The sequence below is a fragment of the Pseudanabaena sp. Chao 1811 genome, assembly GCF_027942295.1.
GTDB lineage: Bacteria > Cyanobacteriota > Cyanobacteriia > Pseudanabaenales > Pseudanabaenaceae > Pseudanabaena.
This window is the reverse complement of sequence record NZ_CP101416.1, coordinates 3228098-3253065: the sequence shown is the minus strand read 5'-3', so window position 1 is coordinate 3253065 and position 24968 is coordinate 3228098. Positions and strand designations below refer to the sequence as shown.

Annotated in this window: 24 protein-coding genes; 12 read left to right on the top strand and 12 right to left on the bottom strand. The window is 42.4% G+C overall.

All coding sequences use genetic code 11. From position 1 onward, the window contains the following. Positions 1 to 180 precede the first annotated feature (180 nt). A complete protein-coding gene (locus tag NMG48_RS14955) occupies positions 181 to 2397 on the bottom strand; it encodes an Rne/Rng family ribonuclease (RefSeq protein WP_271252292.1) in 2217 nt (738 codons plus the stop codon). An 862-nt stretch (positions 2398 to 3259) separates the two neighbouring features. Between NMG48_RS14955 and NMG48_RS14950 the strand changes: the two genes are divergently transcribed. The 3 genes from NMG48_RS14950 (at position 3260) to ribH (ending at position 5521) form a co-directional block, all read left to right on the top strand. Further along, a complete protein-coding gene (locus NMG48_RS14950) occupies positions 3260 to 4606 on the top strand; it encodes a histidine phosphatase family protein (RefSeq protein WP_271255282.1) in 1347 nt (448 codons plus the stop codon). Between the two features lie 155 nt (positions 4607 to 4761). Further along, positions 4762 to 4950 (top strand): photosystem II reaction center protein PsbZ, encoded by a 189-nt coding sequence (gene psbZ, locus NMG48_RS14945; RefSeq protein WP_126387395.1) that lies wholly within the window; start codon positions 4762 to 4764, stop codon positions 4948 to 4950. Between the two features lie 82 nt (positions 4951 to 5032). Beyond that, a complete protein-coding gene (gene ribH / locus NMG48_RS14940; protein WP_169362215.1) occupies positions 5033 to 5521 on the top strand; it encodes a 6,7-dimethyl-8-ribityllumazine synthase in 489 nt (162 codons plus the stop codon). Between the two features lie 36 nt (positions 5522 to 5557). Here ribH and NMG48_RS14935 read toward each other — a convergent pair whose 3' ends face one another. Continuing rightward, positions 5558 to 6001 carry an RrF2 family transcriptional regulator gene (locus NMG48_RS14935; RefSeq protein ID WP_169362216.1) on the bottom strand — a complete coding sequence of 148 codons (444 nt, stop codon included), beginning with the start codon at positions 5999 to 6001 and terminating at the stop codon, positions 5558 to 5560. 87 nt (positions 6002 to 6088) lie between these two features. Further along, complete coding sequence (locus NMG48_RS14930) at positions 6089 to 6232, bottom strand: hypothetical protein (protein ID WP_169362217.1); 144 nt, start codon at positions 6230 to 6232, stop codon at positions 6089 to 6091. Between the two features lie 297 nt (positions 6233 to 6529). On the opposite strand from NMG48_RS14930, the gene NMG48_RS14925 reads away from it, so the two are divergent. From NMG48_RS14925 to NMG48_RS14915, 3 genes are all read left to right on the top strand, one after another. Further along, positions 6530 to 7189 (top strand): sigma-70 family RNA polymerase sigma factor, encoded by a 660-nt coding sequence (locus NMG48_RS14925; RefSeq protein WP_126387401.1) that lies wholly within the window; start codon positions 6530 to 6532, stop codon positions 7187 to 7189. Positions 7190 to 7236: 47 nt separating this feature from the next. After that, positions 7237 to 7695, top strand: a complete 459-nt coding sequence (locus NMG48_RS14920; protein WP_271252291.1) for an anti-sigma factor family protein — start codon at positions 7237 to 7239, stop codon at positions 7693 to 7695. Positions 7696 to 7831: 136 nt separating this feature from the next. Beyond that, positions 7832 to 9064 carry an HhoA/HhoB/HtrA family serine endopeptidase gene (locus tag NMG48_RS14915; RefSeq protein WP_271252290.1) on the top strand — a complete coding sequence of 411 codons (1233 nt, stop codon included), beginning with the start codon at positions 7832 to 7834 and terminating at the stop codon, positions 9062 to 9064. A gap of 196 nt (positions 9065 to 9260) precedes the next feature. Here the strand turns inward: NMG48_RS14915 and NMG48_RS14910 are convergent, their stop codons facing one another. From NMG48_RS14910 to NMG48_RS14895, 4 genes are all read right to left on the bottom strand, one after another. Then, the gene (locus NMG48_RS14910; RefSeq protein ID WP_271252289.1) at positions 9261 to 9644 is read right to left on the bottom strand and encodes a hypothetical protein; all 384 of its coding nucleotides are present in this window, start codon (positions 9642 to 9644) and stop codon (positions 9261 to 9263) included. A gap of 134 nt (positions 9645 to 9778) precedes the next feature. Continuing rightward, the gene (locus tag NMG48_RS14905) at positions 9779 to 10990 is read right to left on the bottom strand and encodes an IS256 family transposase (RefSeq protein ID WP_271251743.1); all 1212 of its coding nucleotides are present in this window, start codon (positions 10988 to 10990) and stop codon (positions 9779 to 9781) included. A 31-nt stretch (positions 10991 to 11021) separates the two neighbouring features. Beyond that, the gene (locus NMG48_RS14900) at positions 11022 to 11537 is read right to left on the bottom strand and encodes a transposase (protein WP_271252288.1); all 516 of its coding nucleotides are present in this window, start codon (positions 11535 to 11537) and stop codon (positions 11022 to 11024) included. Between the two features lie 73 nt (positions 11538 to 11610). Beyond that, complete coding sequence (locus NMG48_RS14895) at positions 11611 to 12198, bottom strand: hypothetical protein (RefSeq protein ID WP_271252287.1); 588 nt, start codon at positions 12196 to 12198, stop codon at positions 11611 to 11613. A gap of 481 nt (positions 12199 to 12679) precedes the next feature. Between NMG48_RS14895 and NMG48_RS14890 the strand changes: the two genes are divergently transcribed. Beyond that, complete coding sequence (locus tag NMG48_RS14890; RefSeq protein ID WP_271252286.1) at positions 12680 to 13450, top strand: hypothetical protein; 771 nt, start codon at positions 12680 to 12682, stop codon at positions 13448 to 13450. 127 nt (positions 13451 to 13577) lie between these two features. Next, entirely contained in the window at positions 13578 to 14720 is a 1143-nt protein-coding gene (locus NMG48_RS14885) for a tetratricopeptide repeat protein (protein WP_271252285.1), read from the top strand. An 85-nt stretch (positions 14721 to 14805) separates the two neighbouring features. Here the strand turns inward: NMG48_RS14885 and cbiB are convergent, their stop codons facing one another. Next, positions 14806 to 15825, bottom strand: coding sequence for an adenosylcobinamide-phosphate synthase CbiB (cbiB, locus tag NMG48_RS14880; protein ID WP_271252284.1), 1020 nt, complete (start codon positions 15823 to 15825; stop codon positions 14806 to 14808). A gap of 69 nt (positions 15826 to 15894) precedes the next feature. Between cbiB and NMG48_RS14875 the strand changes: the two genes are divergently transcribed. Further along, positions 15895 to 17382, top strand: a complete 1488-nt coding sequence (locus NMG48_RS14875) for a cobyric acid synthase (protein WP_271252283.1) — start codon at positions 15895 to 15897, stop codon at positions 17380 to 17382. Positions 17383 to 17418: 36 nt separating this feature from the next. Here NMG48_RS14875 and NMG48_RS14870 read toward each other — a convergent pair whose 3' ends face one another. The 3 genes from NMG48_RS14870 to NMG48_RS14860 form a co-directional block, all read right to left on the bottom strand. Further along, positions 17419 to 17679, bottom strand: coding sequence for a hypothetical protein (locus NMG48_RS14870; protein WP_169362224.1), 261 nt, complete (start codon positions 17677 to 17679; stop codon positions 17419 to 17421). Between the two features lie 166 nt (positions 17680 to 17845). Next, positions 17846 to 18691: a phosphatase domain-containing protein gene (locus NMG48_RS14865; RefSeq protein WP_271252282.1), complete on the bottom strand. Its 846-nt coding sequence runs from the start codon at positions 18689 to 18691 to the stop codon at positions 17846 to 17848. Positions 18692 to 18751: 60 nt separating this feature from the next. Then, the gene (locus tag NMG48_RS14860; protein ID WP_271252281.1) at positions 18752 to 19801 is read right to left on the bottom strand and encodes a T4 RnlA family RNA ligase; all 1050 of its coding nucleotides are present in this window, start codon (positions 19799 to 19801) and stop codon (positions 18752 to 18754) included. A gap of 282 nt (positions 19802 to 20083) precedes the next feature. Between NMG48_RS14860 and NMG48_RS14855 the strand changes: the two genes are divergently transcribed. Then, positions 20084 to 20740, top strand: coding sequence for a response regulator transcription factor (locus NMG48_RS14855; protein ID WP_271252280.1), 657 nt, complete (start codon positions 20084 to 20086; stop codon positions 20738 to 20740). A gap of 94 nt (positions 20741 to 20834) precedes the next feature. Then, positions 20835 to 21284: a hypothetical protein gene (locus NMG48_RS14850; RefSeq protein WP_271252279.1), complete on the top strand. Its 450-nt coding sequence runs from the start codon at positions 20835 to 20837 to the stop codon at positions 21282 to 21284. 207 nt (positions 21285 to 21491) lie between these two features. On the opposite strand, the gene ctpC is transcribed toward NMG48_RS14850, so the two are convergent. Continuing rightward, positions 21492 to 22757 (bottom strand): carboxyl-terminal processing protease CtpC, encoded by a 1266-nt coding sequence (gene ctpC / locus NMG48_RS14845; protein ID WP_271252278.1) that lies wholly within the window; start codon positions 22755 to 22757, stop codon positions 21492 to 21494. 651 nt (positions 22758 to 23408) lie between these two features. Between ctpC and NMG48_RS14840 the strand changes: the two genes are divergently transcribed. Further along, positions 23409 to 24731, top strand: a complete 1323-nt coding sequence (locus NMG48_RS14840) for an ammonium transporter (RefSeq protein ID WP_345961274.1) — start codon at positions 23409 to 23411, stop codon at positions 24729 to 24731. Positions 24732 to 24968 lie beyond the last annotated feature (237 nt).

Below are 24968 nucleotides of genomic sequence, written 5' to 3'. Positions count from 1 at the left end.
TCCATAAACAAAAGGGACGCATTGCGTCCCTTTTGTTCTTATTTGTAATGCGAGTTCGAGATATGGGTTTTGAGAGAGGGTTTGCTACGCAAACCCTCTCTCAAAACCCAAAAGCCTTGCTAAGCAAGATTTTTGGGTTTTAAAATTTGCCAGCTTAACCCGAACTGACGTTATTTTTATTTAAGCTTGTGAAGCGGAAGAACGCTTACGGCGTGATGCTTCGGGCGATTGAATTGGCACAAATTCTTTAGAGTTATCTAACAAATCAGTTCTTAAATCGGTATCTGATTCAGTATCAATAGATCCAACTGGTTGCGCCCGATTGACTTTCAAAATCACACCATTAGGATTAGTAATGCCATTACTAATATTTGCACTCGGTGATTCACTAATCGCAACCTCAGAGATTGTTACCACAGTATCTATCTCAGCCCCGTCATCAGACTCAAGAGCGAGCGAGTTTTCGGTGGCTAATTCATTAGCTTCAACAATAGGACTAGATTTGATGGCATTTGCAATTCTAGGAGCTTGCCCCGGTAAAGCAACAGTGACAATCACATTACGAGGATCTTTGACTTCGTGCTCAACTAGTACTAAGGGTGAAACGCCGAGCAAGGAATATACATCCTGCTCTTCCTCGGTCATCTCTACGACAACGACCTCTGGTGGCTCCACAACCTTAGTGCGTAATTCCCGTTTATTAGGACGTTCAGGTACATTCTCCACCGTTGCGATCGGTGCAGGCTCGACCACCTCAATTAATTCTTCGACAGGTTCAGCAATGTGCTTGGTTTGGGTAATGCTTGGTAAGGAGATCTTACTAGGCACTGCTCGCTCAATAATTTCGCGATCGCGTTCGATACGTGGCTCAAAACGTGGCTCAACCCGAGGTTCAAAGCGTGGCTCAACCCGCGATCGCACATCCACAGGTGCAACCTTTTCCACTTCACGCAACTCGCGAGAATCCTTATTGAGTAATGTACGCTTGCTACGTCTGCGTAAATTGCCCCGCTCTTGATAGCTCGGATGATTGACCAAATTTGGCTCTAGTCCACCACCTAACTCCGAATCACCATCCTCATACTCAGAGGTAAAGTCGAGTTGGTTAGACTGCTTCGATTCCCAAGTCCGTGAAGTCGAGTCTACGGGCTGACCTGCGGCTTCCCCAGGTAAATGCATCAAATGTCCTAGACCACCACAGGTCGAACAGGGACGACCAAATAATTCATAAATACTCTGACCTTGGCGCTTACGGGTCAACTCAACCAGTCCTAACTCCGTCAACTGCGCGATTTGCGGACGTGACTTATCCGATCGCAAAGCTTTATTAAAGTATTCCAATAACTGCAATTGGTCGCGGCGCGTATCCATATCAATGAAGTCCACCACGATCACGCCTGCAATATTTCGCAAGCGAATCTGACGGGCAATCTCTACAGCCGCTTCACAGTTTGTCCAAAGCACCGTCTCGCGAGAGGTTTGGGACTTGGTAAAGGAGCCAGAGTTAACGTCAATGACAGTTAATGCTTCGGTTGGCTCAATGATGATATAGCCACCACTAGGCAGATCGACGCGAGGCTTCAACGCTTCACGGATACCTGCATTGACTCGGAAATATTCCAAAATCGGAGTGCGTTCACGGTGATGATCGAGTAGCAGTCCACTAGGAATTTTGCCATCACCCCAGTTGAGTAAATGCTGCTTAATGCGGCGTAAACCATCACTAGAATCGGTGACAATCCGATTTACCTCAGTGCTATAGAGGTCACGCAGCACGCGTTGGACAAAATCTCTTTCGCGATCAAGCAAGGTTGGCTGGCGAGTGGTTGCCACATCCTGCTGAATGCCTTCCCACTGACGTTGCAAATTATCAAGATCCTCAATAATCTGCTCCTCAGGCATCCCATCCGCCTCAGTCCGCACCAAAATACCCATACCCGCAGGCTTAACCAAAATCGCCAGCGCCCGCAGACGATTACGCTCAGCCTCACTGCGAATGCGTCGGGATAAGTTCACCCCACGACCAAAGGGTAGTAGCACCACATAACGGCCTGGTAGCGAAATATTTCCCGTCAAACGGGGACCTTTATTACCCGTTGGTTCTTTCATAACCTGAACCAACACACGCTGTTGCGGTACGACCAGATCGCTGATCGAGCCAGACGATCGCCGCATTTTTAAGGGACCAAGGTCAGTAATGTGAATAAACCCATTGCGATCGCCATCACCAATATTTACAAAGGCAGCATCAATACTCGTTAAAACATTTTCGACAACGCCCAAGTAAACATCCCCAACTTGGTGAGTTCCTGCGGCAACAACAATTTCTTCAATTTGATCTTCACTAAATACGGCAGCAATTCGATACTGCTCGGCAATAATTATTTGCTTTGGCATTCAATTTCCTCAGAATTTCTTCGATTCAAAAGAGCCAGTCTAAGAACTTATCTGAAAAATACTTTTTTACACAAACTTTAGAAAAATGTTTAGAAAAATATTTTCAGACCCCTGCTCAAAAACCTCAAAGATTCATAGGGGGCTTTAACAAAGAACATACCAATAACGAAAGTAAGAAAAAAATTTCGATTACAAATAGCCCTTATCGTAAACCTAATACTTAGCTATGTACCGAGCTAGTAATTGGGCAATTTGTCTGCTCTGACATCACGATAGTTGAGACATGTTGATTTGTTCGGAATGGTTTAGATACCAAAAACTATGACGCTCTTAGTTTTTAAGTAAATTAGTTTCTATACGAAATAGGTAGGTTTTACTATCTACTTTGTGTAAAAACTAAATTTTAAAAATCTTACAGATTAGCGACTCTAAGCTTTGCTTATCATCATTAACCTGAGCGAGCAATACTCATGGCAATACTTATGGCAATGCAGTATGAATATAGTTGTTGGAAAGATTGGTGGGATTTCGTTAAAAGCTAAGGTTATTTCTTAGACTGACTTTTATTAAACTATCTAGAAGGTGCTTACACCATTTGCCTACAGCATTCAGCCTATAGGTAAAACAGCGTACTTGATGATTCAAGTTTATGATTATGGTAGGTAAGCTTGAGCGCTTAACTAACAGCTAGATGCACTTTAGCTAGATGCATTTTAGCTAGCAGCTATCTTAAGCCTATCGTAGTATTATAGCGCAGCATTGAGCGTTACTATTTCTTAATAGTGTTTTAATATTAGGTAGTTGTGTTGGATATGCTGGTTGTCCCAACTATCCAACTTTAAATGAAGATGAGGGTAAGGTTCTGAGTACGCGAGTAGTTATCGTCCGTCACGGCGAAAGTAATTTCAATATCCTGAGCAAAATCCAAGGACGGGGCAATTACGATCGCCCAGAATTGCAGTCCGTATTAACTGACAAAGGTAAACATCAAGCTAAACTCGCAGGAAAAGCTTTAGCCAACTTAGGTATCGATGCCGCCTATGCTAGCCCTCTAGTTCGCGCTCAGCATACTGCTCAGATTATTTTGTCCGAAAATTGTCAACCACCAGCATTAAATACTACTGAGGGATTGCTCGAAATCGACCTCACTGAGTGGGAGTCGATGATCGCGAGTGATGTCAAAGAGCAATTTCCTGAAAAATATCATCTTTGGCAAAATGAGCCAGAAAAATTTCAACTAGGCGATCGCTATCCAATTCTTGATCTTTTCGAGCAAGCTAAGGCTCTATGGGCAGAAATCTTGCCTAAGCATCAAGACAAAACTATTTTACTAGTGGGACATAGTGGTATTAATCGGGCGCTAATTTGCTCAGCGATCGGTATCCCCATTAGCCTGTATCACAATATCCAGCAAGTGAATTGCGCCATTAGCGTCCTCAATTTTCAAGGCACAAGTATTAGTGATGGCGTGCAACTAGAGTCTCTCAACCTTGCGAGTCACCTTGAAGACATTACTGAATCACCATTGCCCCCCCTCAAGAAAAACCACAATGGGCCCCGTCTATTGCTAGTACGCCACGGTGAAACCGAGTGGAATCGCCAAAAACGATTCCAAGGGCAAATTGATGTTCCCCTCAATAACAATGGTCATGCTCAGGCAAGACGCGCTAGTGAGTTTCTCGCCAAAGTCAAAATCGACAAGGCTTTCAGCAGTCCCATGCTCCGTCCCAAGGATACAGCACTAGAAATTTTAAGCAAGCATCCCAATATCAAACTTGAGCTATTTGATGAACTCAAAGAAATTTCCCACGGTCTCTGGGAAGGTAAATTTGAGCATGAAATCGAAGCCGAATTTGCAGGTCAGCTAGCCCTTTGGCAATCACAACCCGAAACTGTGCAAATGCCTGAAGGCGAGAATTTACAGCAGGTATGGGATCGTGTTGAGGTAATTTGGCAAAAAATTGTGGAGTCAGTTCCCGCAGGAGAAACGGCTCTAGTTGTCGCCCATGATGCTGTGAACAAAGCAATTCTTTGTTTATTATTTGGCTTTACACCAGAGCAATTTTGGATCTTTAAACAAGGTAATGGCGGCGTGAGTGTCATTGACTATCCTCAAGGCGCACAGGGTAAACCCGTTTTACAGTCTTGCAATATCACCACCCATCTTTCTGAAGGTATTCTCGATCGCACTGCCGCAGGAGCTTTGTAATTAACAACCAGTGATTTTTGTGGCGTGGCTTCGCCACGCCACAAAAGTCGGCTCTTTGCCCTATTTGCTTCAGCCCTTAAGAGAGACGCATTTTCTGCTAATTTGGTGTAAAGGATTTATTTTGGTATTTTGTTTTAGTACTTGGAGTTAAAAAAATGACTATTTTATTTCAGCTTTTATTAGCTGCATTTGTGCTGTTTTCCTTCGTTTTGGTGATTGGCGTACCCGTCGCATACGCATCTCCTAGCTCTTGGAATCAAACCAAGCCCCTCTTGTTTCTTGGCTCCCTAATTTGGGTAGCTTTTGTCATCGTCATCGGCATCTTAAATTCTTTTGTAGCTTAATCAATATTTGATGGAGCGCTTGGCGCTCCATCAAATACTTAAATTTTCATTTTCGACTTTACTTTTGACTTAATTTAACTCTATGGCAGTTTTTGAAGGTAGCTTTACCAATACTGATAGTTTGCGTTTTGCAATCGTGGTTGCTCGGTTTAATGACCTGATCGTTGGTAAGCTCCTCCAAGGATGTCAAGACTCACTATTGCGCCATGGCGTTGATGTTTCTGAAAATGGCAGTCAAGTTGACTACGCATGGGTTCCGGGTAGTTTGGAAATATCCATGGTGGCAAAGGAATTAGCCGTTTCAGGACGTTATGATGCGATTATTTGCTTGGGTGCGGTGATTCGTGGCGATACACCACACTTTGACTATGTATCCAATGAAGTTTCTAAGGGTGTTGCTGCCGCGTCTTTTCAAACAGGTGTACCAATCATTTTCGGGGTATTGACTACTGACACGATGCAGCAAGCTCTCGAACGCGCTGGCATCAAGAGCAATAAGGGTTGGGAGTTTGGCATGGGTGCGATCGAAATGGCAAACCTCATGCGCCAAATTCGCAGTAAATCTGCTTAAAGGTTTAGAGAGGGTGTCGCGAAGCGACAGCCCTCTCTAAACTATAAATCCAGCACTTTGTCCTTGGGAGGCTTGCCAACTGCGGGCATCGTAATATAAATCTTCTAAACAAATTCCATAGAGTGCATCCTTAAGCTTGCGATCAAGTCTTTGCCAGAGCGCAAATGTGACCCAATCGGAGGCTAGTTTTTCCTGTGGCTTTAATCTGGGTAAGGGATGGGTATCTTCACCAACAGCAGATAATATTTCACCGAGAGAGATATCTTTAGGCGATCGCTTCAGCTTATATCCCCCCTGTACGCCCCGCACGGACTCCACTAAATCCGCTTGGCGCAAGGCTATTAAAATTTTTTCTAAATATGGAGCAGGTATTGATTGGCGATCGCTAATTTCTTTTACAGATGCAGGCTTACGCTTTGCCCAAACCACCAGATCGAGCATCGCCTTCACACTGTAATGACCTTTTCTGGTTAGTTTCATAAAACCCACTTAATTTAGCCAAGATTCACCTTGTGAATCTTGGCTAAATTTATTCACGAACTTAAATAGCATCTCTATCGACAAACTTTAAAAAAGAAAAGACAAATCAACGGGGGCAGGTAACATCTCACCACCTCGCCAATCTAGTATCTGAACCAAAATCAAATAGCCTAATCCCAAAATCACGGCGATAACGCCTGTTAGTACTGATATCCACTGCGATCGCTGCATACGTAAATTTAAGTAAAAGAATTAAGTAAAAAATCTAAGAAAATCTATGAATTATCAAAAACACACAAACTAACTGCTATTATCCCTCTTGAAATATCTTTCTGTTTATATTTATAGAGATTAGGATAATTTCTGCTAAGCAGAAATTATCCTAATCTCTAAATAATGCAGACAAGCTCTATTTTGATAGGAACAAACTTTTCTCTTACTTCGTCCTGACACTTGAGCATAGAGATACAGATCATCTAATTCTGGTAGATCTACTGCTGATTAAAGTCCAGTAGGAGCGATTGATTGATGAGTTACAGCCTATCTTGGTCAACCAGCATCGGAGGGTACACGCCCTCCAACTCCGTGTCCGTTGATAAGCTCCCCATCGTTGAATTGGTACAACTGTGCCAGCAGGAAGCGCAGCCGAAAAGGTCTGCGTTCGCAGAACTTATGCGACGTAATCAATCCTACGTCGATCAGGTTTTGTATAAGCTCGCTCCCGATTGGCAAGATCGCGCCGACCTCGCTCAAGAGGTATGGTTGCGTGTCTATAAAAATATCAAGCGTTTGCAAGAACCCGAAAAATTTCGTGGTTGGCTCAGTCGCATTGCCACCAACTTGTTTTATGACGAGTTGCGTAAACGGAAAAGGGTAGGTAGCTCTGTATCCCTTGATGCACCGTTTATGTCTGGTGATGGCGATGAAATGTCTTGGGACTTGCCTAGCTCAGCCCCTAGCCCGATAGATAATATGTCCACGCAGGAGTTCTACGAACAACTCCGCCAAGCTATTACTGACCTGCCTGCTAGCTTCCGAGAAACCATAGTTTTGAGGGAGATTCAAGGCTTATCTTATGAAGAGATTTCGGAACTTACGGGTGTATCGCTTGGTACAGTAAAATCACGTATAGCTAGAGCAAGATTGAAGCTCCAAGCGCAATTACAACCCTATTTGTCTAGTATGTAAGGGGGTGTATTTAAGTTATGAGTGCTAACCAAATTTCTAATAATTCTATGACTACTCCAGATGAGCGCTTTGAGTTGCTCAGTGCTTATATAGATGGTGAAGTAACCGAGACAGAAGAGCAACTTGTCGAGCAATGGCTATCGGACGATGTTGATTTTCGTCGCCTCTACCAGCAACAAATGAAACTGAGACAATCGCTAATCGAGTTACCTGTACCAGTAGTTGCTAATTCCTCTGCAAAGAAAGAAACAGAGGTCATGATCGATCGCGTATTTGCAGAAATTGACAAGCGATCACAGCGCCGCAAATGGAAACTTGCAGGTATTGGTATATCTGTAGCGGCTGTCGTTGGTGTATTTGGTTCATTATTTACCTTCAATTCATCCCCACAATTTAGCCCTGTTGCCAATAGCGTCAAGGCTCCTACCTCAGTTGCTGAGGAACCTGTGCTAATTGCTATGGAAGAGCCATTAGTACCGTTACCGAAGTCAATGAATACAAAGTAATTCAAAAAAGCGTGCTGAGCACGCTTTTTTGATCTTTGTTTTGATCTTTTATTGACGGTTTTCCGTCTAAACCCAAAGAGTTAAATCATCAAAAAAATTTTGTAGAATCTAAATATTATTGGTCGCGGAAATAGCTATGAGAGACTCGAATAAAAAATCTCGTTACAAGCAACCTTTGATCTATGCTTCAATGCTGCTGCTAGGTGTGATTTTAGGTGCATGGGCAGTTGTATCTGGAGTGCGATCGCCAAATACGACAGCCATTACCCCTTTACCCCAAGTGGCATCGATATCGCCTGCGATCGCCCAAGATAGCGACAAGGCAAAATCCATCTCTGTCCCTCGTAATTATGTTGTTGATGCGGTGAATCGGACAGGTCCCGCTGTGGTCAGAATTAACGCATCCCGCACCGTAGCCAACAATCAGCAAATTCCTGACGCATTTTTAGAAGATCCTATGTTTCGTCAGTTTTTTGGTGATCAATTGCAACGAATGCCGAAGGAACGGGTTGAACGGGGTACTGGCTCAGGCTTCATCATCAACAAAGAAGGCGATATTATCACCAACGCCCATGTTGTCAGTGGAGCCGATAAAGTAACCGTTATCCTCAAGGATGGTCGTCAAATTGAAGGTAAGGTGATTGGTAGCGATGAACTCACTGATGTTGCTGTTATCCAAGTTAAATCGGACAATCTACCCACTGTCAGCATTGGTAGTTCAGCAAGTTTACAACCCGGAGATTGGGCGATCGCGATCGGAAATCCCCTCGGTCTAGACAATACGGTGACGGCGGGCATTATCAGTGCGATCGGGCGCAAGAGTGGACAAATTGGTGTAGATAAGCGCGTTAGTTTTATTCAAACCGATGCCGCAATTAACCCTGGAAACTCTGGTGGTCCTTTACTTAACCAAAATGGCGAAGTCATTGGTGTTAATACTGCCATCATTCAAGGCGCACAGGGACTAGGTTTCGCGATTCCTATTGAAACAGCCCAACGCATAGCTAAACAACTGATCCAAAGTGGCAAGGTGAGCCGAGCCTATCTGGGTATCCAAATGGTAACGGTTGATCCAAATGTCAAGAAACAAGTCAATCAAGACTCTGATCTAGGTATTAAAATCGCTGAAGATAAAGGGGTATTAATTACTAGAGTAGTTGATGATTCTCCTGCGGCAAAAGCAGGTGCGAAACGTGGTGATGTGATCATCAAGTTTGATAATCAAGATATCTTGACAGCGGATCAAGTCACACAACTAGTAGAAGATCGGGCTGTTGGCGACAAAATTCGGATGGAAGTTAAACGGAATGGTCAAACCGTAGCTTTAAATGTAGAAACCGCCCAATTCCCTCAAAAGTTCCCTAATTAACGTCAGTTTGGGTTAAGCTGGCAAATTTTAACAGTCCAAAAGTAAAAGCCTTGCTAAGCAAGGCTTTTACTTTTAGTTTTTGAGAGAGGGTTTGCTACGCAAACCCTCTCTCAAAAATCGTTTCAAATTATCCCGAAATCGCGTTAATTAAAAGAAAGCGGTGCAAAGCACCGCTTTCTTTTAATTACTATCTAACCTAAGTTGCTACCCATAGATTAACGCTAAGAGCAAGGACAAAGAGCATGACTTTAAGCTCAAATCCCTTGGCAGTAACAGCATGAATCGATTTAGGTAAAAGTTGTGATATCAAACTGCCAGTGGTTTCAATTACTTTGCGCTTATGGTGCTGGAGAAATTGAACATAGGCAGGTACAGGTCGTTTTGAATTGCGTTTTCGCATAGCTGAGAGCTGGATATTCTCGGCTTCCAGCAATAAATCTTCCACTTCATAATCGTTGTAAGCTTTATCTGCATAGACTACAGAGCCTTCAGGTAAAGCAAATGGAAATACTTTCAACCCTCTAACATCAGCAAATGAGCCTGAAGTTAGAAAAAACTCCACAGGTTCTGAGATTGTCAAGTAAAATGTGTAAAGTCTAGAAGCTAGACGTGGAGACGATCCTCGAAGAGGATGGCAAAGCGATTAAGAGCAGGTTTCCAATCACGAATCGGCATCGTCCGAGACTGTCAAGTAAAATGTGTAAAGTCTAGAAGCTAGACGTGGAGACGATCCTCGAAGAGGATGGCAAAGCGATTAAGAGCAGGTTTCCAATCACGAATCGGCATCGTCCACTTCTTCGAGATATTCCGCATTGCTAAATAAACGAGCTTGAAAGCAGCATCATCAGAGGGAAAAATCTGTTGGGATTTAATCACCTTCCGCAAACTACTGTTCATCGACTCAATCGCATTGGTGGTATAAATCGCCCTGCGAATCTCGGTCGGGAAAGCAAAGAAGGGGATAATGTTTGCCCAATGACTGCGCCAAGACTTGGAGATTGATGGATATTGCTTGTCCCACTTTTCAGCAAAGAGTTCGAGATTAAACTCAGCCTCCGATTCCGTCGCCGCGCTATAAATAGCCTTGAGGTCAGCACAAACTTGCTTGCGTTGTTGCCAAGGTACAAAAGCGACCGAGTTTCTGACCATGTGGACAATGCATAACTGCACCTGAGTTTTAGGAAATACCGTCTCAATCGCATTAGGGAAACCAGTCAAGCCATCGACACAGGCAATCAAAATATCTTTGACCCCACGGTTGTGAATTTCGGTGAGTACTGACAACCAGAATTTCGCACCTTCATTCGGAGAAATCCACATACCCAGTAATTCCTTGTACCCGTCCATATTCACGCCCAAGGCAAAGTACAAGGATTTGTTAATCACTCTGCCATTGTCTCGGACTTTGATGACTAGACAGTCCAGAAAGACGATTGGATAGACTGCTTCAAGGGGACGGTTTTGCCATTGCTTCACCTCGTCAATTACTGCATCTGTAACATTGGAAATAAGTGTTGGTGATACTTCAACACCATACATTTCTTGCAACTGGGCTTGAATATCCCTGACACTCATACCTCGTGCGTAGAGAGCAATGATCTTTTCATCTAGTCCTGACAAGCGACTTTGTCCTTTCTTCACCATCTGCGGTTCAAACTCCCCTTGCCGATCTCGGGGGACTGCGATTTCGGCTACGCCAAAGTCACCTTGCACTTTTTTCTGGCTATAGCCATTGCGACTGTTGGTTTGTCCTTCTGGTCTTGGTTCGTGCTTACCGTATCCCAGATGGGTTGATAGTTCTGCTTCCAAGGCTCTCTCCACCAACGCGGTTGTCAGTTGTTTCAGAATGCCTCCTTCTCCGAATAGGTCAGGTGGTGTTTTACATTCTTGCAGCAATTCGTCGAGCAATTCTTTGCGTATATTCATCAGTTTTAGTGTTGGTAATTGTGTGTCTAGATCATCTCTCTGTATATATCCCAGACTTTACACACTTCACTTTACACTCTCCAGGTTCTCCCGACTCTGTCGCCATCAAATGAATTTTAATACCGTAAAAGTACCGTTTCTTGCTGGCTTGATAGCCTCGATACTCTTCATTTCCATCATAGATTTTTGACCTTGATATGCGAATATTGTCACAAACGGGGATCGGAAAACTATCAATGCTGTAAACCGATTCGGTGTTCAGTTGTTTCCATGCTTGTCCCAAAGCTTCAAACAACATCAATAGCATCGGTTCCACCCTATACAATCTGCGATTGAACCGACTCCGACTCAGCATATTTGGCATGTATTGTGACTCTGACAGCTGTTTTCTTGCCTTCTCGAAATTTCCACAAAAATATACAACTGCAACTATAGCTGTAGTCATTACTTCGGCATCACTCATCTGTTGCTGTATATCACCTTGATGATTCATCGCTCGGAGAATATCGTCACAGAGGCAATAAATCGCTACAATTTCATCATTCATTTTTCTTGCTGTTACTCGGCTTTTGTCCTTTGTAGCAGCATTTTTTTCTTGTTACCATAGGTAGCAACTTGGGTTATCTACTTGCTCTGGCGTTTACACATTCACGCAATTTGTCACGTGCCATCAGCCCGCTATGCCATTCAACCTTGGCAACTGACTTACCCTCAATCTCGATATCAAATCTTTCAACATCCTTCATCGCATCTAAAGCTGCTTCAATGGTCGGCACGGCAAATGAAATTGCCCCATAGGTATCACCAGGTAGTATGTAATTAAATACTTTCACAGTTTGTGGTGATCCATCAGATTGGGATAGTGTTGCCCTGATAGTTTCCATATTCTCAGGACGTGGAATATCTTGCCCCCAAAATGTCAGAAGTGCACCTTTGTAATCTCCTCCTGGTCCCGATATTCTAACTAGCCCATCTTTCTTCCAAAAAAAGGCAGTGCAATATTCTCCTGGTGCTGCGTTATTGGCACTCTGAAAGAAATCCCAGCCACCATTGTGATACCTATGAAATCTTGGATCTTTGGTAAGCTTATCCACTTTCTCAGCCGATAGGGCGACAAGCTTCATGATGCCGACTGCTTGATTGATCTTGCCTTGCATTGGGTCATAGCGACGCTCTGGAGGTCTTATTCTTTCTCCTTCGTTTGACATTGTTCTCCCCCAAGGAGAGCCATTGGTGAGATATTGGCAGAAATTGATTTCGGGGCATGCCTGTGCTGATTCCCCAAGAGACAGAGCTAAGCATACAGTTGCGCTACAGAATATGAAACGTATCAATTCGATTCGCGGCATTTGCAATCTCCTAAATTTAGATATTTACATTAGAGCTACAGATGGCATAGTACGAACGGCGTGATGCACAGCAACCCATCCTAAACTATGTTTGATTTTTTATGCCCCTAAGACTTCTTAGTAATTATGAAATTTGACTATATACTAGACGAAGGTATTAGATGTAAAGTTTCTGTCTAATTTTCAACTACATGTAGAGTTCCTAAGTCCATAATTCATATGCTTGCTATATAGAGCTTTTCAAGCAAGCGAGTTGCAGAAATTTCGCAGGAAATAAACTCAAACTTCACTAGACTGGGAAAGCTATAAGAATAGTTGATAACTTATTGAGATCATTCCTATGAGTAAGTTCATTGGTTGGCTTGGTGTTTTGCTATTGATATTTTTGGCAGGATTTGGACTAACTCAATGGCTAAATTTGCCCTTTGGAAATTTCATCGATTGGGTAATTGGGGCAAGTATCTTTGTATGGTTAATTATCATTGTCACAGTGCCTTGGAATCTTTACTTTCAATCCAAAGCCGTTCTCAACCAAGCTACTATTTCTCAAGAGCGTGGCATCAATATTGATGAAAAACAACTGCCCTATGTCCGATCGCTAGCCCAGCGATCGCTTGGCTTAGCCCTTGGGTTACATGTAATTTCCGCGATCACTCTATATGCTTTAGCATCAAGTGGCGTGGGGACAGTGGGTTATGTCGGCGCGATTGCGGCTTTATTACTAACGGTTTTGCGTCCTGCGATTAGTGCCTATGATTATATATCGCAACGTTTAAGGTCAATTTCGCAGCAAATTGAGTATCCGCGCGAAGATATTACAGAATTGCGTCAGAGGTTTGCCAATTTAGAAAACTCAGTCCGCCAAATTAACGATGAATTACTCAGCAAAGAAAATCCCTATTCATGGCTATCAAAATATGAGCAGTTTGCCGATGAGACACGCAAGGACTTATCAAAATTAGGAGCAAATATTGAAGACTTACGGGCAACCAATGATCGTGAGCATGAGCGATTAGTGCGGGAGTCTCGACAGGCGATCGCCCAACTCAGCACCGACAGTCAATTTTTAGAACATGTTCGTGAAATTATTCGTTTTTTCAAAAGTGCTTAAATCCCGCAAAATAGCTTAGCCTGTTGTAATTGAAATTTTGTTATGGATAGATAATGTGAAATTCGTAAAAGCGCTATTTCATAAAAAGTTTGCGTGTTATAAACTCTAGAATGTATCGACTGCTCCTATGATTGATCAAGAAGAGATGTATTTACAAGATTCGACTGTAGTTGAAGGTAGTCAATTTGAGCATTCTCTGGTGGTTAAAGATCCTGAAGGTATGCAAGGAATCTTGTTAGATGATCGATTTTATAAGATTGGTAGATCACCTAAAAACGATATTGTGCTGCGATCTCAGTTAGTATCCCGTGAACATGCAACTTTGACGGGTATATTAACCGATCCTCCTTTATTTCAAATGTTTCGACTTAGTGATGGCGATCTCGAAACAGGAAAAAGTACCAATGGGTTACATATCAATGGTGAACGTCGTGATAATTGGGTATTAATGCACGGCGATGAAATTGTATTTAGTAGTGATACTTCGGCATACTATCGAATTGAGCCAGAACCACCCTATGTAAATGGCAAAATCGACATTTTTTTAGATTGTTTAAAAAAACTAGCTAAGACTTATATTAAAGCTAGAAATTATACGAATGCGGCGGAAGGAACACTCCAACAAATTTTAGTTTTAACAGAGCAATTTTATGGCAAAGATCATCCCAACGTGGCAAATTGCTTAATTGATCTAGCTATATTTTATTATTCACAAAATAACTTTACGAAAGCTGAGCCTTTATTTTTACAAGCAATCTCTTTGCGCCGAAAAGTTCTTGGAGAAGAACATCTGGATGTTGCCAGTGTGATGTTCGATTTGGCAGCAATTTATAATGCTCAAAATCTACATACAAAAGCTGAGTCAATATTTTTACAAGCTCTAGAAATTAAGCAGAAATTATTGGGCGATCATCATCCAGAAATAGCTGCCCATATGCTTGATCTTGCCGCTATTTACTACGCTCAAAAGCGCTATCAGGAAGTCAAAAACCTCTATGAGAAAGCCTTGAAAATTCACAAGCGATCGCTTGCCAATGACCATCCCAATATTATTAACATTCAAAAGAAGTTAGCCAATATTAAGAAGAAGCTACGTCCTGCTTGGCTATCATGGCAAGTCTTAGTTTCTACAGCTTTGATATTAATTACTGGTGGTGGTATTGCCTATACTTTTATTGCCCCAAAAGCAGATATTACCTGTGTTAAGGTTTTACCTGATGGCAAAACTAAATCCATATCTGCTGAAGAATGTCGCCAAATTAGTAAGTAAATCATTACAACGCTTTGCGCTTTCTCGAAACACAGATAAATTTTGAAAAAGATTGCTTCGCAATCTTTTTCAAAATTTATCTGTATTACACAAACCCTAAATAGGCTGTAAATAGAGTTGCAATTAAGATCGCCAAACTCAGCCACAACAAAAAACAAATTCGTGTTAAGTTAAGCGCCTGCTGAATTTTGTCTGGAGCGATCGCATTGATCGCATCCCCTAATAAAGGCTTGTACTTGATGATGCCTCGATAACGATTTTCGCCTCCTAATTGCACTTGCAAGATTGCTGCATACACACATTCACTCCAGCCAGAATTGGGGCTAGGGTCTTGATAGGCATCGCGTTGGCAAATTTTCCAGACAGCAAGAGATTTTCCTGAAACTAGGGCTAAGGTAATTACTGTTAACCGACAGGGTATCCAAGTCAATACATCATCGGTTTTGGCGCTAAACCACCCTAAATCACTATAGGGAACTTCGCGATAGCCCACCATCGAGTCAAGGGTGCTAGATGCTTTGTAAGCGATCGCAAGGGCAACACCACCATAGGGAAACAAGAAGGAACCAATCAAGGCATAAAACAAGGGTGATGTCACAGCATCGATCGCATTTTCAGTGACAGTTTCCAGTACTGCTCGTAAAATCTCTATCTCTGACAAGTCTGCCGTATCGCGCCCCACATAACGACTGAGTTCTTGGCGAGCTTGCTCAAGATTTCCTGTTTGCAATACTTTTAAAACGGATTCTGCGGCATCTCGGAGACTGCGCCCCGCAAAACATGAGGCTAATAAAATACTGGATAGGGCGATCGCAAATAATGGGTGAAATTTGGAAACAATGATGAGCATCAGCCAAGTTACTGCCCCACTTCCTAAAACCATACTGACACCTAAGACAAATCCTGCAATTCTCATCATCAATGACGATAATCGAGGAATCCGTTTATTAGTAGCAGCATCTTGAATGATTACCAAATTAGTGAATTGAGTGATCATCCAACCCATGACCTGTACAGGATGTAACCAATTAACAGGATCACCAATTAAGCGATCGAGAATTGCCGCAAAAATTAAAATCAGAAAATTAGGAGATAGTTCTAGCACTAAAAGTCAATGATAAGTTAGGGTAGACGATGCAAAGCGCTGCCTATCCTAACTTATCGTAATAATCTTATGAAAGCCATCTCTGTTTTAGGAACTTCATCGAATGCTGGTAAAAGCTGGATGGTGACAGCATTAGGGGCATGGCTGCGACGCAATGGTGTAAAAGTTGCTCCCTTTAAAGCCCAAAATATGTCGAATAATTCCTATGTAACATTGGAAGGAGGAGAAATCGGTCGAGCACAGGCAGTTCAAGCGATCGCCTGTGGGATGGGTCCCATCGCCGAAATGAATCCGATTCTCTTAAAACCATCAGGAAATGGAACTTCGCAATTAGTTTTATTAGGAGAAGCCCGTCAACATATCGCCGCCGTTGATTATTATCGACATATCGAAACTCTTTGGGAAACTGTGCGTGACACTCTCGAATTTTGGCGCGATCGCTGTGATGTTTTGTTGCTAGAAGGTGCAGGTAGTCCCGTAGAGCTAAATCTCATGCAGCGCGATCTCGTAAACTTACGACCGATTGTATATTTACAGGGAAGATGGTTATTAGTTGGCGATATTGAAAAAGGAGGTGTATTCGCACAGATTATTGGTACACATCATTTGATTCCCCAATCTGCGAAGGAATTAGGATTAGGGTTTATTGTCAATAAATTTCGGGGAGATTTGCGCCTTTTTAGCGATGCCGAGAAACACTTTCGTGAGCATATGCCACACTTTCCCTATTTGGGTGTACTTCCCTATGCCACAGACCTTCAGCCTGAGAGCGAAGATAGTTTATGCAGTGAAGCGGAATCTAAAGGGAAAGGAGCGAAAATTGCATGGATTCGGTTTCCTCATTTATCAAATTCACAAGACAGTCAACCTTGGCAATTGGATTCAGGAATTGAAACTGTTTGGGTAAAAACGGTTGCAGAACTAGAGAATGCGCGGATTATTATTCTCCCCGGTAGCAAAAACACTCTAAGCGATTTGCAATGGTTGCGAACTACGGGCTTAGATCGCGCAATTCTCAATGCGCACCAACAGGGTATACCGATAGTCGGCATTTGTGGAGGCTATCAGATGTTAGGCAAATATCTAGGCGATCGCGAAGGTGTTGCTGGGACATCAGGGGAAGTAGCAGGGCTAGGGCTATTACCAATTAGCACAGAATTTCTCGCATCAAAACAGGTGCGTCAAGTACAAGCGATCTGGAAATCAGCACAATCTATTGACCAATGGATGGCTTACGAAATCCATATGGGCGTAACGAAATTAATTGATGGAATAGAATCTCATCAGGTACAGCCTTTACTGCAAGTGCTACAAACAGATGGCGATCGCGAATATTACGATGAAGGGATCAAAGGCGATCGCGTTTGGGGCAGTTATTTACATGGTCTCTTTGAGTCAGCCCATGCGCGTCAGGCTTTGACTCAATTAGCCAATATATCTCAACATCAACCTGCCGCTATCTCTTGGCAATGTCATCAACAAAATCTCTATAACAGCATGGCAGATCTACTAGAAGAACATCTAGATCTTCAGTCAATTCGTCGTTATCTAGATTAAACAGGAGCGACACAAAGTGTCGCTCCTGTCTAGACATTAAGATTGGGGTTTGCCACCAATATCGCCATCGCCGTCAATATCACGACCAGTAGCAGTTTCTAAAGCATCAATGGCTTTACCAGTAGAATCTTTAGCGATCGCACCAACATCAGTATTTAAGACATCAGTGACTTTTTTGACATTTTCTTCACCAACAACTTTCTCAACTTGATCCTTCAGCCCTTCAGAAAGTTCACTAGCCTTTTGCTGTAAACCACTAACGAATCCACCAAGACCTGAATTTTGCTCTGCACTCATTTTAATTGACTCTGTAGAGAGTTTTGATTGGCTTGCCCTTGAATTATACTCACGTAATTCCCAAAAACATGTTTCTCGCAATACTCTGTAAGAATATCTTGCTACCCACAATTTAGATAGTTATGTCGATTAACGCCGCAAATATCTAAATTATAGGTTCAGCACCCTAAAAATCGCCATAGTCAACTTGGAGACAAGTTAAACCCAAATCACGCCAGAGTTTAACGACTTGATCGCGATCATCTAGGACAAAAGCCACATTGTACTTATCAAGAATAAATTCTTCATAAATTTCCTTCTTCACAATGCTGTCTTTTCTCAAATCCCCAGACTTTCGCATATAGATCCCATCAAAAGAGATATTATGCTTCTCTAACCATGCTAAGGTTTGTGGTTCAAATTTATCCTCTCGTCCCGATACAAATAGGATTGCCTTACCTGAAGTTTGTAAAATAGAACGTACTGGCTCATTGACGATATCTCTCTCACAATTAGCGGCATCGTAGGGACTGCGATCGCCAATCAAAGCCAGTGTTCCATCTAAATCACAGATAATTGCATCAGCAAGATTAGGGTTATAAGGTGGTTTCGGCGCTCTTGGTGGAGCAATGAATTGGTTATACATGTCACGGATTACTTTCTCGCCCACGGAGTTCATTCGCTTCAAGTCCCTCTCGATGCAAATCTCTAGTGGCACATGGCGAAAGTCTACTATTTCTAGTACCGCTAAACCCTTAATTAGCTCTCGAATTCTGGCTTCATGCTTAGGTGCAAGATGGGTATTATCAACGATCACATGCTTCCCATTTTCTAAAGCAGCTTTAATAATCGAGTCTTGAATATCTAGGACAAATTTTTCATTCCCTTTAGAAAAATAAGAATTATCCAGCATGGCGCGAAGTTCGTCTTTATTCACTCGTTTAATGCTATTAGGAGCCTTATCGACTTTGTTTTTTGCCCATGTGGATTTGCCTGAAGCGGGTAGACCAATTGTGAAATAGACTGTTAGCATTGTTTTGTAATCTCTAAATTGAACAAATTAAAGATAGATGGCACGAAGCGCCACCTATCTTTAATTCTCATCATCCATGAAAGGCTTTTCATGGGCAGGTTTGATCGTGCGCCAAATATAGTCACTATAGTCTTTACCATCTAGTAGAGAAAATAAAATTGTGTGATTTTGGCAAGTTAGGATATGTTTTGCCATTTCTTTGCGATCGCTCCGATCTACAATTGCGACAATCCTCTCAAAGTCATCCTTGGCATTCTCCTCAATTTGCTGATATTGAGCAAGGAGAGAAGCTTTCGTTTCCTTAACCCAGTTATAAAACTCATCGGGAACTCGCTCTAAAATATCTTCAAAGGGAGTCTGATCGCGCAGCATTTCCCAAATCACTTTGCTAGTTACTTGAGTCAAGACACGGTGTAACTTCACATAATCAGCAAACTTAAACTTCAGTCGTAATCCACTTCCAAAGCGAATCACGAATCCCTCTTGATTCTGTTCATTAAGATTAGCGATCGCCTCTAAATCTTTTAAGCCATCATATTTTTTAGCAATGGGAAAACCCAAATGAGTAAATGCTTCGATGGGATGTTCCCGACCCGATGCCGTTTCAATGACAGCTAATAGTACTAACGCCTCATATGCACCATAATCGACCACAATCCGATTAGCAGGATAGATAATTTCAAACAAATAAGTTAGCGATTTGTCTAATAATGGAATTGCATCGGAATAACGCTCCTGAAATATCTTATTTGCTTTATCTGCTTGGTCAGAATTAAAACTACCCCTAGAAGCAATGTAGGGCTGGTCTTGATACCAATAGAGAATCCCTAGGGAGCCATCTAGCTTTTCATAAACATCAAAAGGCTCTGCTGGTAGCGATTCCTTATATTCTTGAAGGTTAAAAAACTTTGGTAAAGGTCGAGCCGCGATCGCACCCTCACGGTCTAAAATCAAACCTCGACATTGCATCGTTTCAGGTGTCCATAGGCGATCATACTGAGCTTTAGCCGTGTAGTTATAGATAAAGAGTTCACCACTAGGATGAGGACGCTTGGTGATATATCCTTCTGCAACTAATTGATCAGTTTTTTCCAAGTCGATAGCACTCATTCTCTTTCCTCTAGATTATAGGAGTTTTTAAATGAGTGTATACTCATTTAAAAACCAAAAATAAATCACAGTAAGGCTTTGGAGTTTCATTTTACCGTAGTCAAAATGAAAACCGCTATACTTCAGTGGCTAGCGATCGCTAGTATAGCAATTCGTTTGTTTTACGGACTATAGCAAATTGAAAAGTAGCAATGCTTACCACCTCTCAATTTACTTAACCAAAGTGACGACAGCTATATATAATCTAAGACAAACAAACTAAATTGAGAGAAATTTAGAATTATGACTGTGACAGAAGCTTCGAAACCTCTGAGAGTTCTAATTGTTGAAGATGATCCATTGATCCAACTTGGATTAGAACAATCCCTCTCTCAAGCACCAAATATCACAGTGATCGGCATCGCAGAGGATGGTTATATCGGTGTGAGAATGGCGCAGGAATTAATACCTGACATTATTGTGATGGATATTGGATTACCAAGACTAGATGGAATTTCTGCAACTCAAAAAATTAAGACTAGTCTACCGAATGTACATGTTGTGATGCTCAGCTCACATACTGATGACACAGAAATCATTGCTGCCCTCTCAAGTGGTGCTGATGCCTATTGCGTCAAAGGTACAAATACAGAAAGCCTTTTAGCGGCTTTTGCGGCGGCAAAGGATGGTGCAACTTACCTCGATCCTCAAATTGCTCGCAAAGTCATGGATCATCTCAAGCCACCCATCCAAGCTGAGAACACTTCCCATTTATCCCAAAGAGAACTAGAAGTACTGAAACTAATCGTTGAAGGAAAAAGTAACCCTGAGATTGCCAAACAGCTTTACCTCAGTCCTAATACGATTAAGACCCATGTACGTGGCATTATGAACAAGCTTTCTGTAGATGATCGCGTACAGGCTGCCGTTATTGCCTTACGCTCAGGACTCGTCAGTTAAAGTGAATTTTTCTTACTGCTCATACTTTCTCGCTTTTGTACTGACAGTTGCTACCGAGAGATATAATAGGTAATAAATTAAGCTGATAAACACTGTGGCGCATACCTTTTTAGTTCAACCTGGGAAATGGACTCTCGAAGGCAACTGGATAGAGAGAGACTCACTGCCTATTGAGGTCAAAGGTAGAACTTTAGTAGGTTGGTCGAGGGATAATTTCTGGTTTACGATGGTCACGAAGCTGACCTTTCCTAATAGTGATCGCGAAGAGTTGACCATGGCTTATAAAGGTCGCATTGACTCCGATGAGCGCCGTTTTACCTATGTAGTTGATGATAGCTCTCTGGGCAAAGTAGAAGGCGAAGGTATAATTGGACCAGATTCAATTATTCAGCGCTATTGGGTCATGGGCGACAAAAGAATGCGTACAGGCTTTCAAACGCTTTATCGTCGCGATAGTAATATTTATTCTCTAGCTAGCGGCATTATTGCAGGACAAAATCTCGAAAGCACTATGGAAGCAGTTCTAACCCGTGTTGAATCCTAAATGAGTGAAGCGCCATCTAGGGGGCGCTTCACTCAAATAAACTACTAACTAACGCGAGTTCGAGATAATTTGAAACGGGATTTGAGAGAGAGTTTGCCAGCTTAACCCGAACTCAAATCCCAAAAGTAAAAGCCTTGCTAAGCAAGGCTTTTACTTTTGGGATTTTAAAAAAATTTGCCAGCTTAACCCGAACTGACGTTAACTAGCTTAACGAGAGCTTACATTTTTCAGTTCGCTAGAGAGGATGTCGATCGCCTTGGCAAATTGTGGATCAGCAGTCGTTCCGACAAGATCACGATTTTTATTGAGTTTTTCGAGATCTTCCTTAGTCAACTCAACTATACGATCAGGCACAATGCCCATGTGGTTAATATCGCGACCACTAGGAGTGTAGTATTTCGCGATCGTTACCGCCATGCCTGAGCCATCGCTCAAGGAATGTACCGACTGTACTAAACCTTTACCAAAGGTTTTCGTACCGACAATGACTGCCCGTTTGTTATCTTGCAAAGCCCCAGACAAGATTTCGCTGGCACTGGCGGAACCGCCATCAACCAAAACAACTAATGGCTTATTGGTCAGAGATTGGCGATTAGCAGTAAGACGCTCATTTTCGCCCTTGCGATCAATGGTCGAAACAATGGTGGCATTATCAAGCCACATTCTGGCAATTTCTGCGCTGGAATAGAGCAAACCTCCGGGATTAGAGCGTAAATCTAGGACAAAGCCCACTGCACCTTTACTGATATGATCTTGGATTGCCTTACGCATATCACTTGCTGCATTTGCATTAAACTGACGCAGGCTGATATAGCCCACTTTACCAATATTGGTATCGCGCAATTCCGCCTTGACTGGGTGAATTTCAATCTTAGCTCTTTCTAGCTCAATGTCAAATTGGCGATCGCCACGTTTGATCCCCAACTTAACCTTTGTGCCAGCAGGTCCACGAATTAGTGCCACGGCTTGATTAATATCCATGCCATCTGTGGATTTATTGGCGATCGAAGTAATGATGTCCTTAGTCAAAACCCCAGCCCGAGCTGCGGGCGAATCTTCGATGGGTGCAACAACTGTTAGTTGCTTAGTTGCATCATCCATACCAAGTTGAATACCGACCCCTGTAAGTTCCCCCGAAGTGTCGATTTGCATACTCTTAAATTGTTCAGGATCCATAAAGCGTGTGTATGGATCATCAAGTAGTTTGAGCATTTCCCTAACTGAGCGATAGGCTTCAGCCTTGGATGAGTAGTCACGATTTTCGACATACTGCCGTCTAACTTGCCGCCAGTCTACTTTATTAAAAGAGCCATCGACATATTCCCGATTAATAAGCTGCCAAGCTTCGTCAACGATTTCTTTGGGGCTATCCCGAAATGCGGCGATGCTAGGATTTGCTAGCTGAAAACCAACAACTGCGACAGCCGCCGCTAATGCTGCTGTTGTACCAAGTACAAGTCCGCCTTTTGCCATGTCAACTTCCTGAAAAGTTATGTGAGTGAGGAATGCGAGATTTTAAAATTACACCAACTCTAGCACAGGAGTTTTTCAGCGTGTGATGAAATTCACAAAAGGAATTAAGAATTACTGCATTTTGGTCTTTAGAGATTTTATCCTCTGGGGTATTTGAGCAGTAATTACCAGTTTTTGTCGCTTCTAAGTTGTGAATGTAACTTCTAATACAAATTGATGCCTTATAAGTTGATGAAATCATTCTTGAATAAATTCTCTATGGTAACTATAAAAAATGAGTATTGAGTACCATTAAGTTTTTAGCTTTCAGTCATGGAATGCTCTCAGAAACGGTGCTTAACCAACTCATGTCGCCTTATTGTGATAACAAGAAAATTTTGCGAAAGGATAGAGTCTGTGATCAAAAAATTTCTACTGAGTGCGTTGCTAGTTTTGTGGTTAGTGAGTTTTCCTTTTACAGGTCAAACTTGGGCGCAAGCAACGATTTCCCCCTCTGCCACAGCTAGCCCTACAGAAACGGCTTCTCCTTCGGCAAGCCCTTCGCCTAGCGCTTCAGCTTCTCCTTCACCTAGTGTGTCTCCTGCGCCTACATCAGTACCAGCATCTAGTGGTGTAACTCTAACTAAAGAGGAGAAAGAAGGACTTGATAAGTTGCTTAAACCTTCACCAATCGTTGCTGGCGATACTGCATTTATGCTGGTAGCTGCTGCGCTGGTTTTGTTGATGACTCCAGGGTTAGCATTTTTCTATGGAGGTTTAGTCAGAACCCGAAATGTGCTGAACACGATGATGATGAGTTTATTGCTCATGGCAGTTGTCGGTGTTACTTGGGTGTTATGGGGATATAGCCTCGCCTTTGATGTAACTGCTGAAGTGGCTAAGGGTACTTTTGGACAAGGGCTAGAAAAGTTTATTGGTGGAATTGATTGGGTATTTCTCAATGGGGTTAAGTTTGATGCTCCCGATCCTATTGGTTATGCAGGTACGATCCCCCATGCTGTGTTCATGGTTTACCAAATGATGTTTGCGATCATTACACCTGCATTAATTTCGGGTGCGATCGTTGAACGGATGAGCTTCAAGGCTTATTTTTGGTTTATTCTGCTCTGGTCAACTTTGGTTTACTCACCTCTTGCCCATATGGTCTGGGGACGTGGCTTTCTGCAAGAACTTGGAGCTTTAGACTTTGCTGGCGGAACAGTTGTTCATATCAGTTCTGGTGTTGCTGCTGTAGTAGCTGTTTTAGTAGTTGGCTCTCGTAAAGACTTTGCAACTAGACCACATACTCCCCACAATGTGCCATATGTACTTTTAGGAATTGGCTTACTTTGGTTCGGATGGTTTGGTTTTAATGCTGGTAGCGCTCTGGCGGCTGGACCACTCGCAGCTGTTGCATTTGTGTCAACTACTGTCTCCACTTCATCTGGTGGACTCACATGGCTATTAGTTGAATGGATATTACGTGGTAAGCCAACGGCAGTCGGTATTGCTAGCGGATTTTTAGCTGGATTAGTTGGAATTACGCCTGCGGCAGGCTTTGTAACTCCCATTGGTGCAATTCTAATTGGCTCGATTACATCTGTGTGCTGTTTTATTGCTGTGAGTTTACGTGCCAAATTCAAGTTTGATGATTCGCTTGATACTTTCTCTGTGCATGGTGTTGGTGGAACTGTTGGCGCTATGTTAACGGGTGTATTTGCAACAAAAGCTGCTTTTGGCGGAGAAGCTGGTCTTGGACTTTTAGATGGCAATCCTGGTTTAATTTGGAAGCAATTTGAAGGTGTTGCTGTTACCTATATATTTGCAGCGATCGCCACATTTATTATTCTTCAAGTCTTAAAACTATTTATGGAATTAAGAGTAGCACCTTCGATCGAAGAGCAGGGTATCGATTTACCTGTGCATGGTGAAGAAGGTTATGGTAGTGACTTTGGTTCTGGCGTATTTGCTAGCTCAAAGTCCTCTGAAGACTAAGATTTTTCCTGAAAATAATCTCATACATATTAACAGTAAGTTCTACGAGCTTCCCGTTAATGTCAAAAGCATAGAACATCAATCGGATAACATCCAAGTTCTTCTATGCTTTTCATAGCCTTTTTTCGTTGCTATTTTGGGCTTGGAAATAATTGTTAGAGTCCAAAATGTATATGTTTATACAAAGTGTACATACTTGAATCTGGTGTTATGAAAGTAATTAGGCTTTGTATTCTT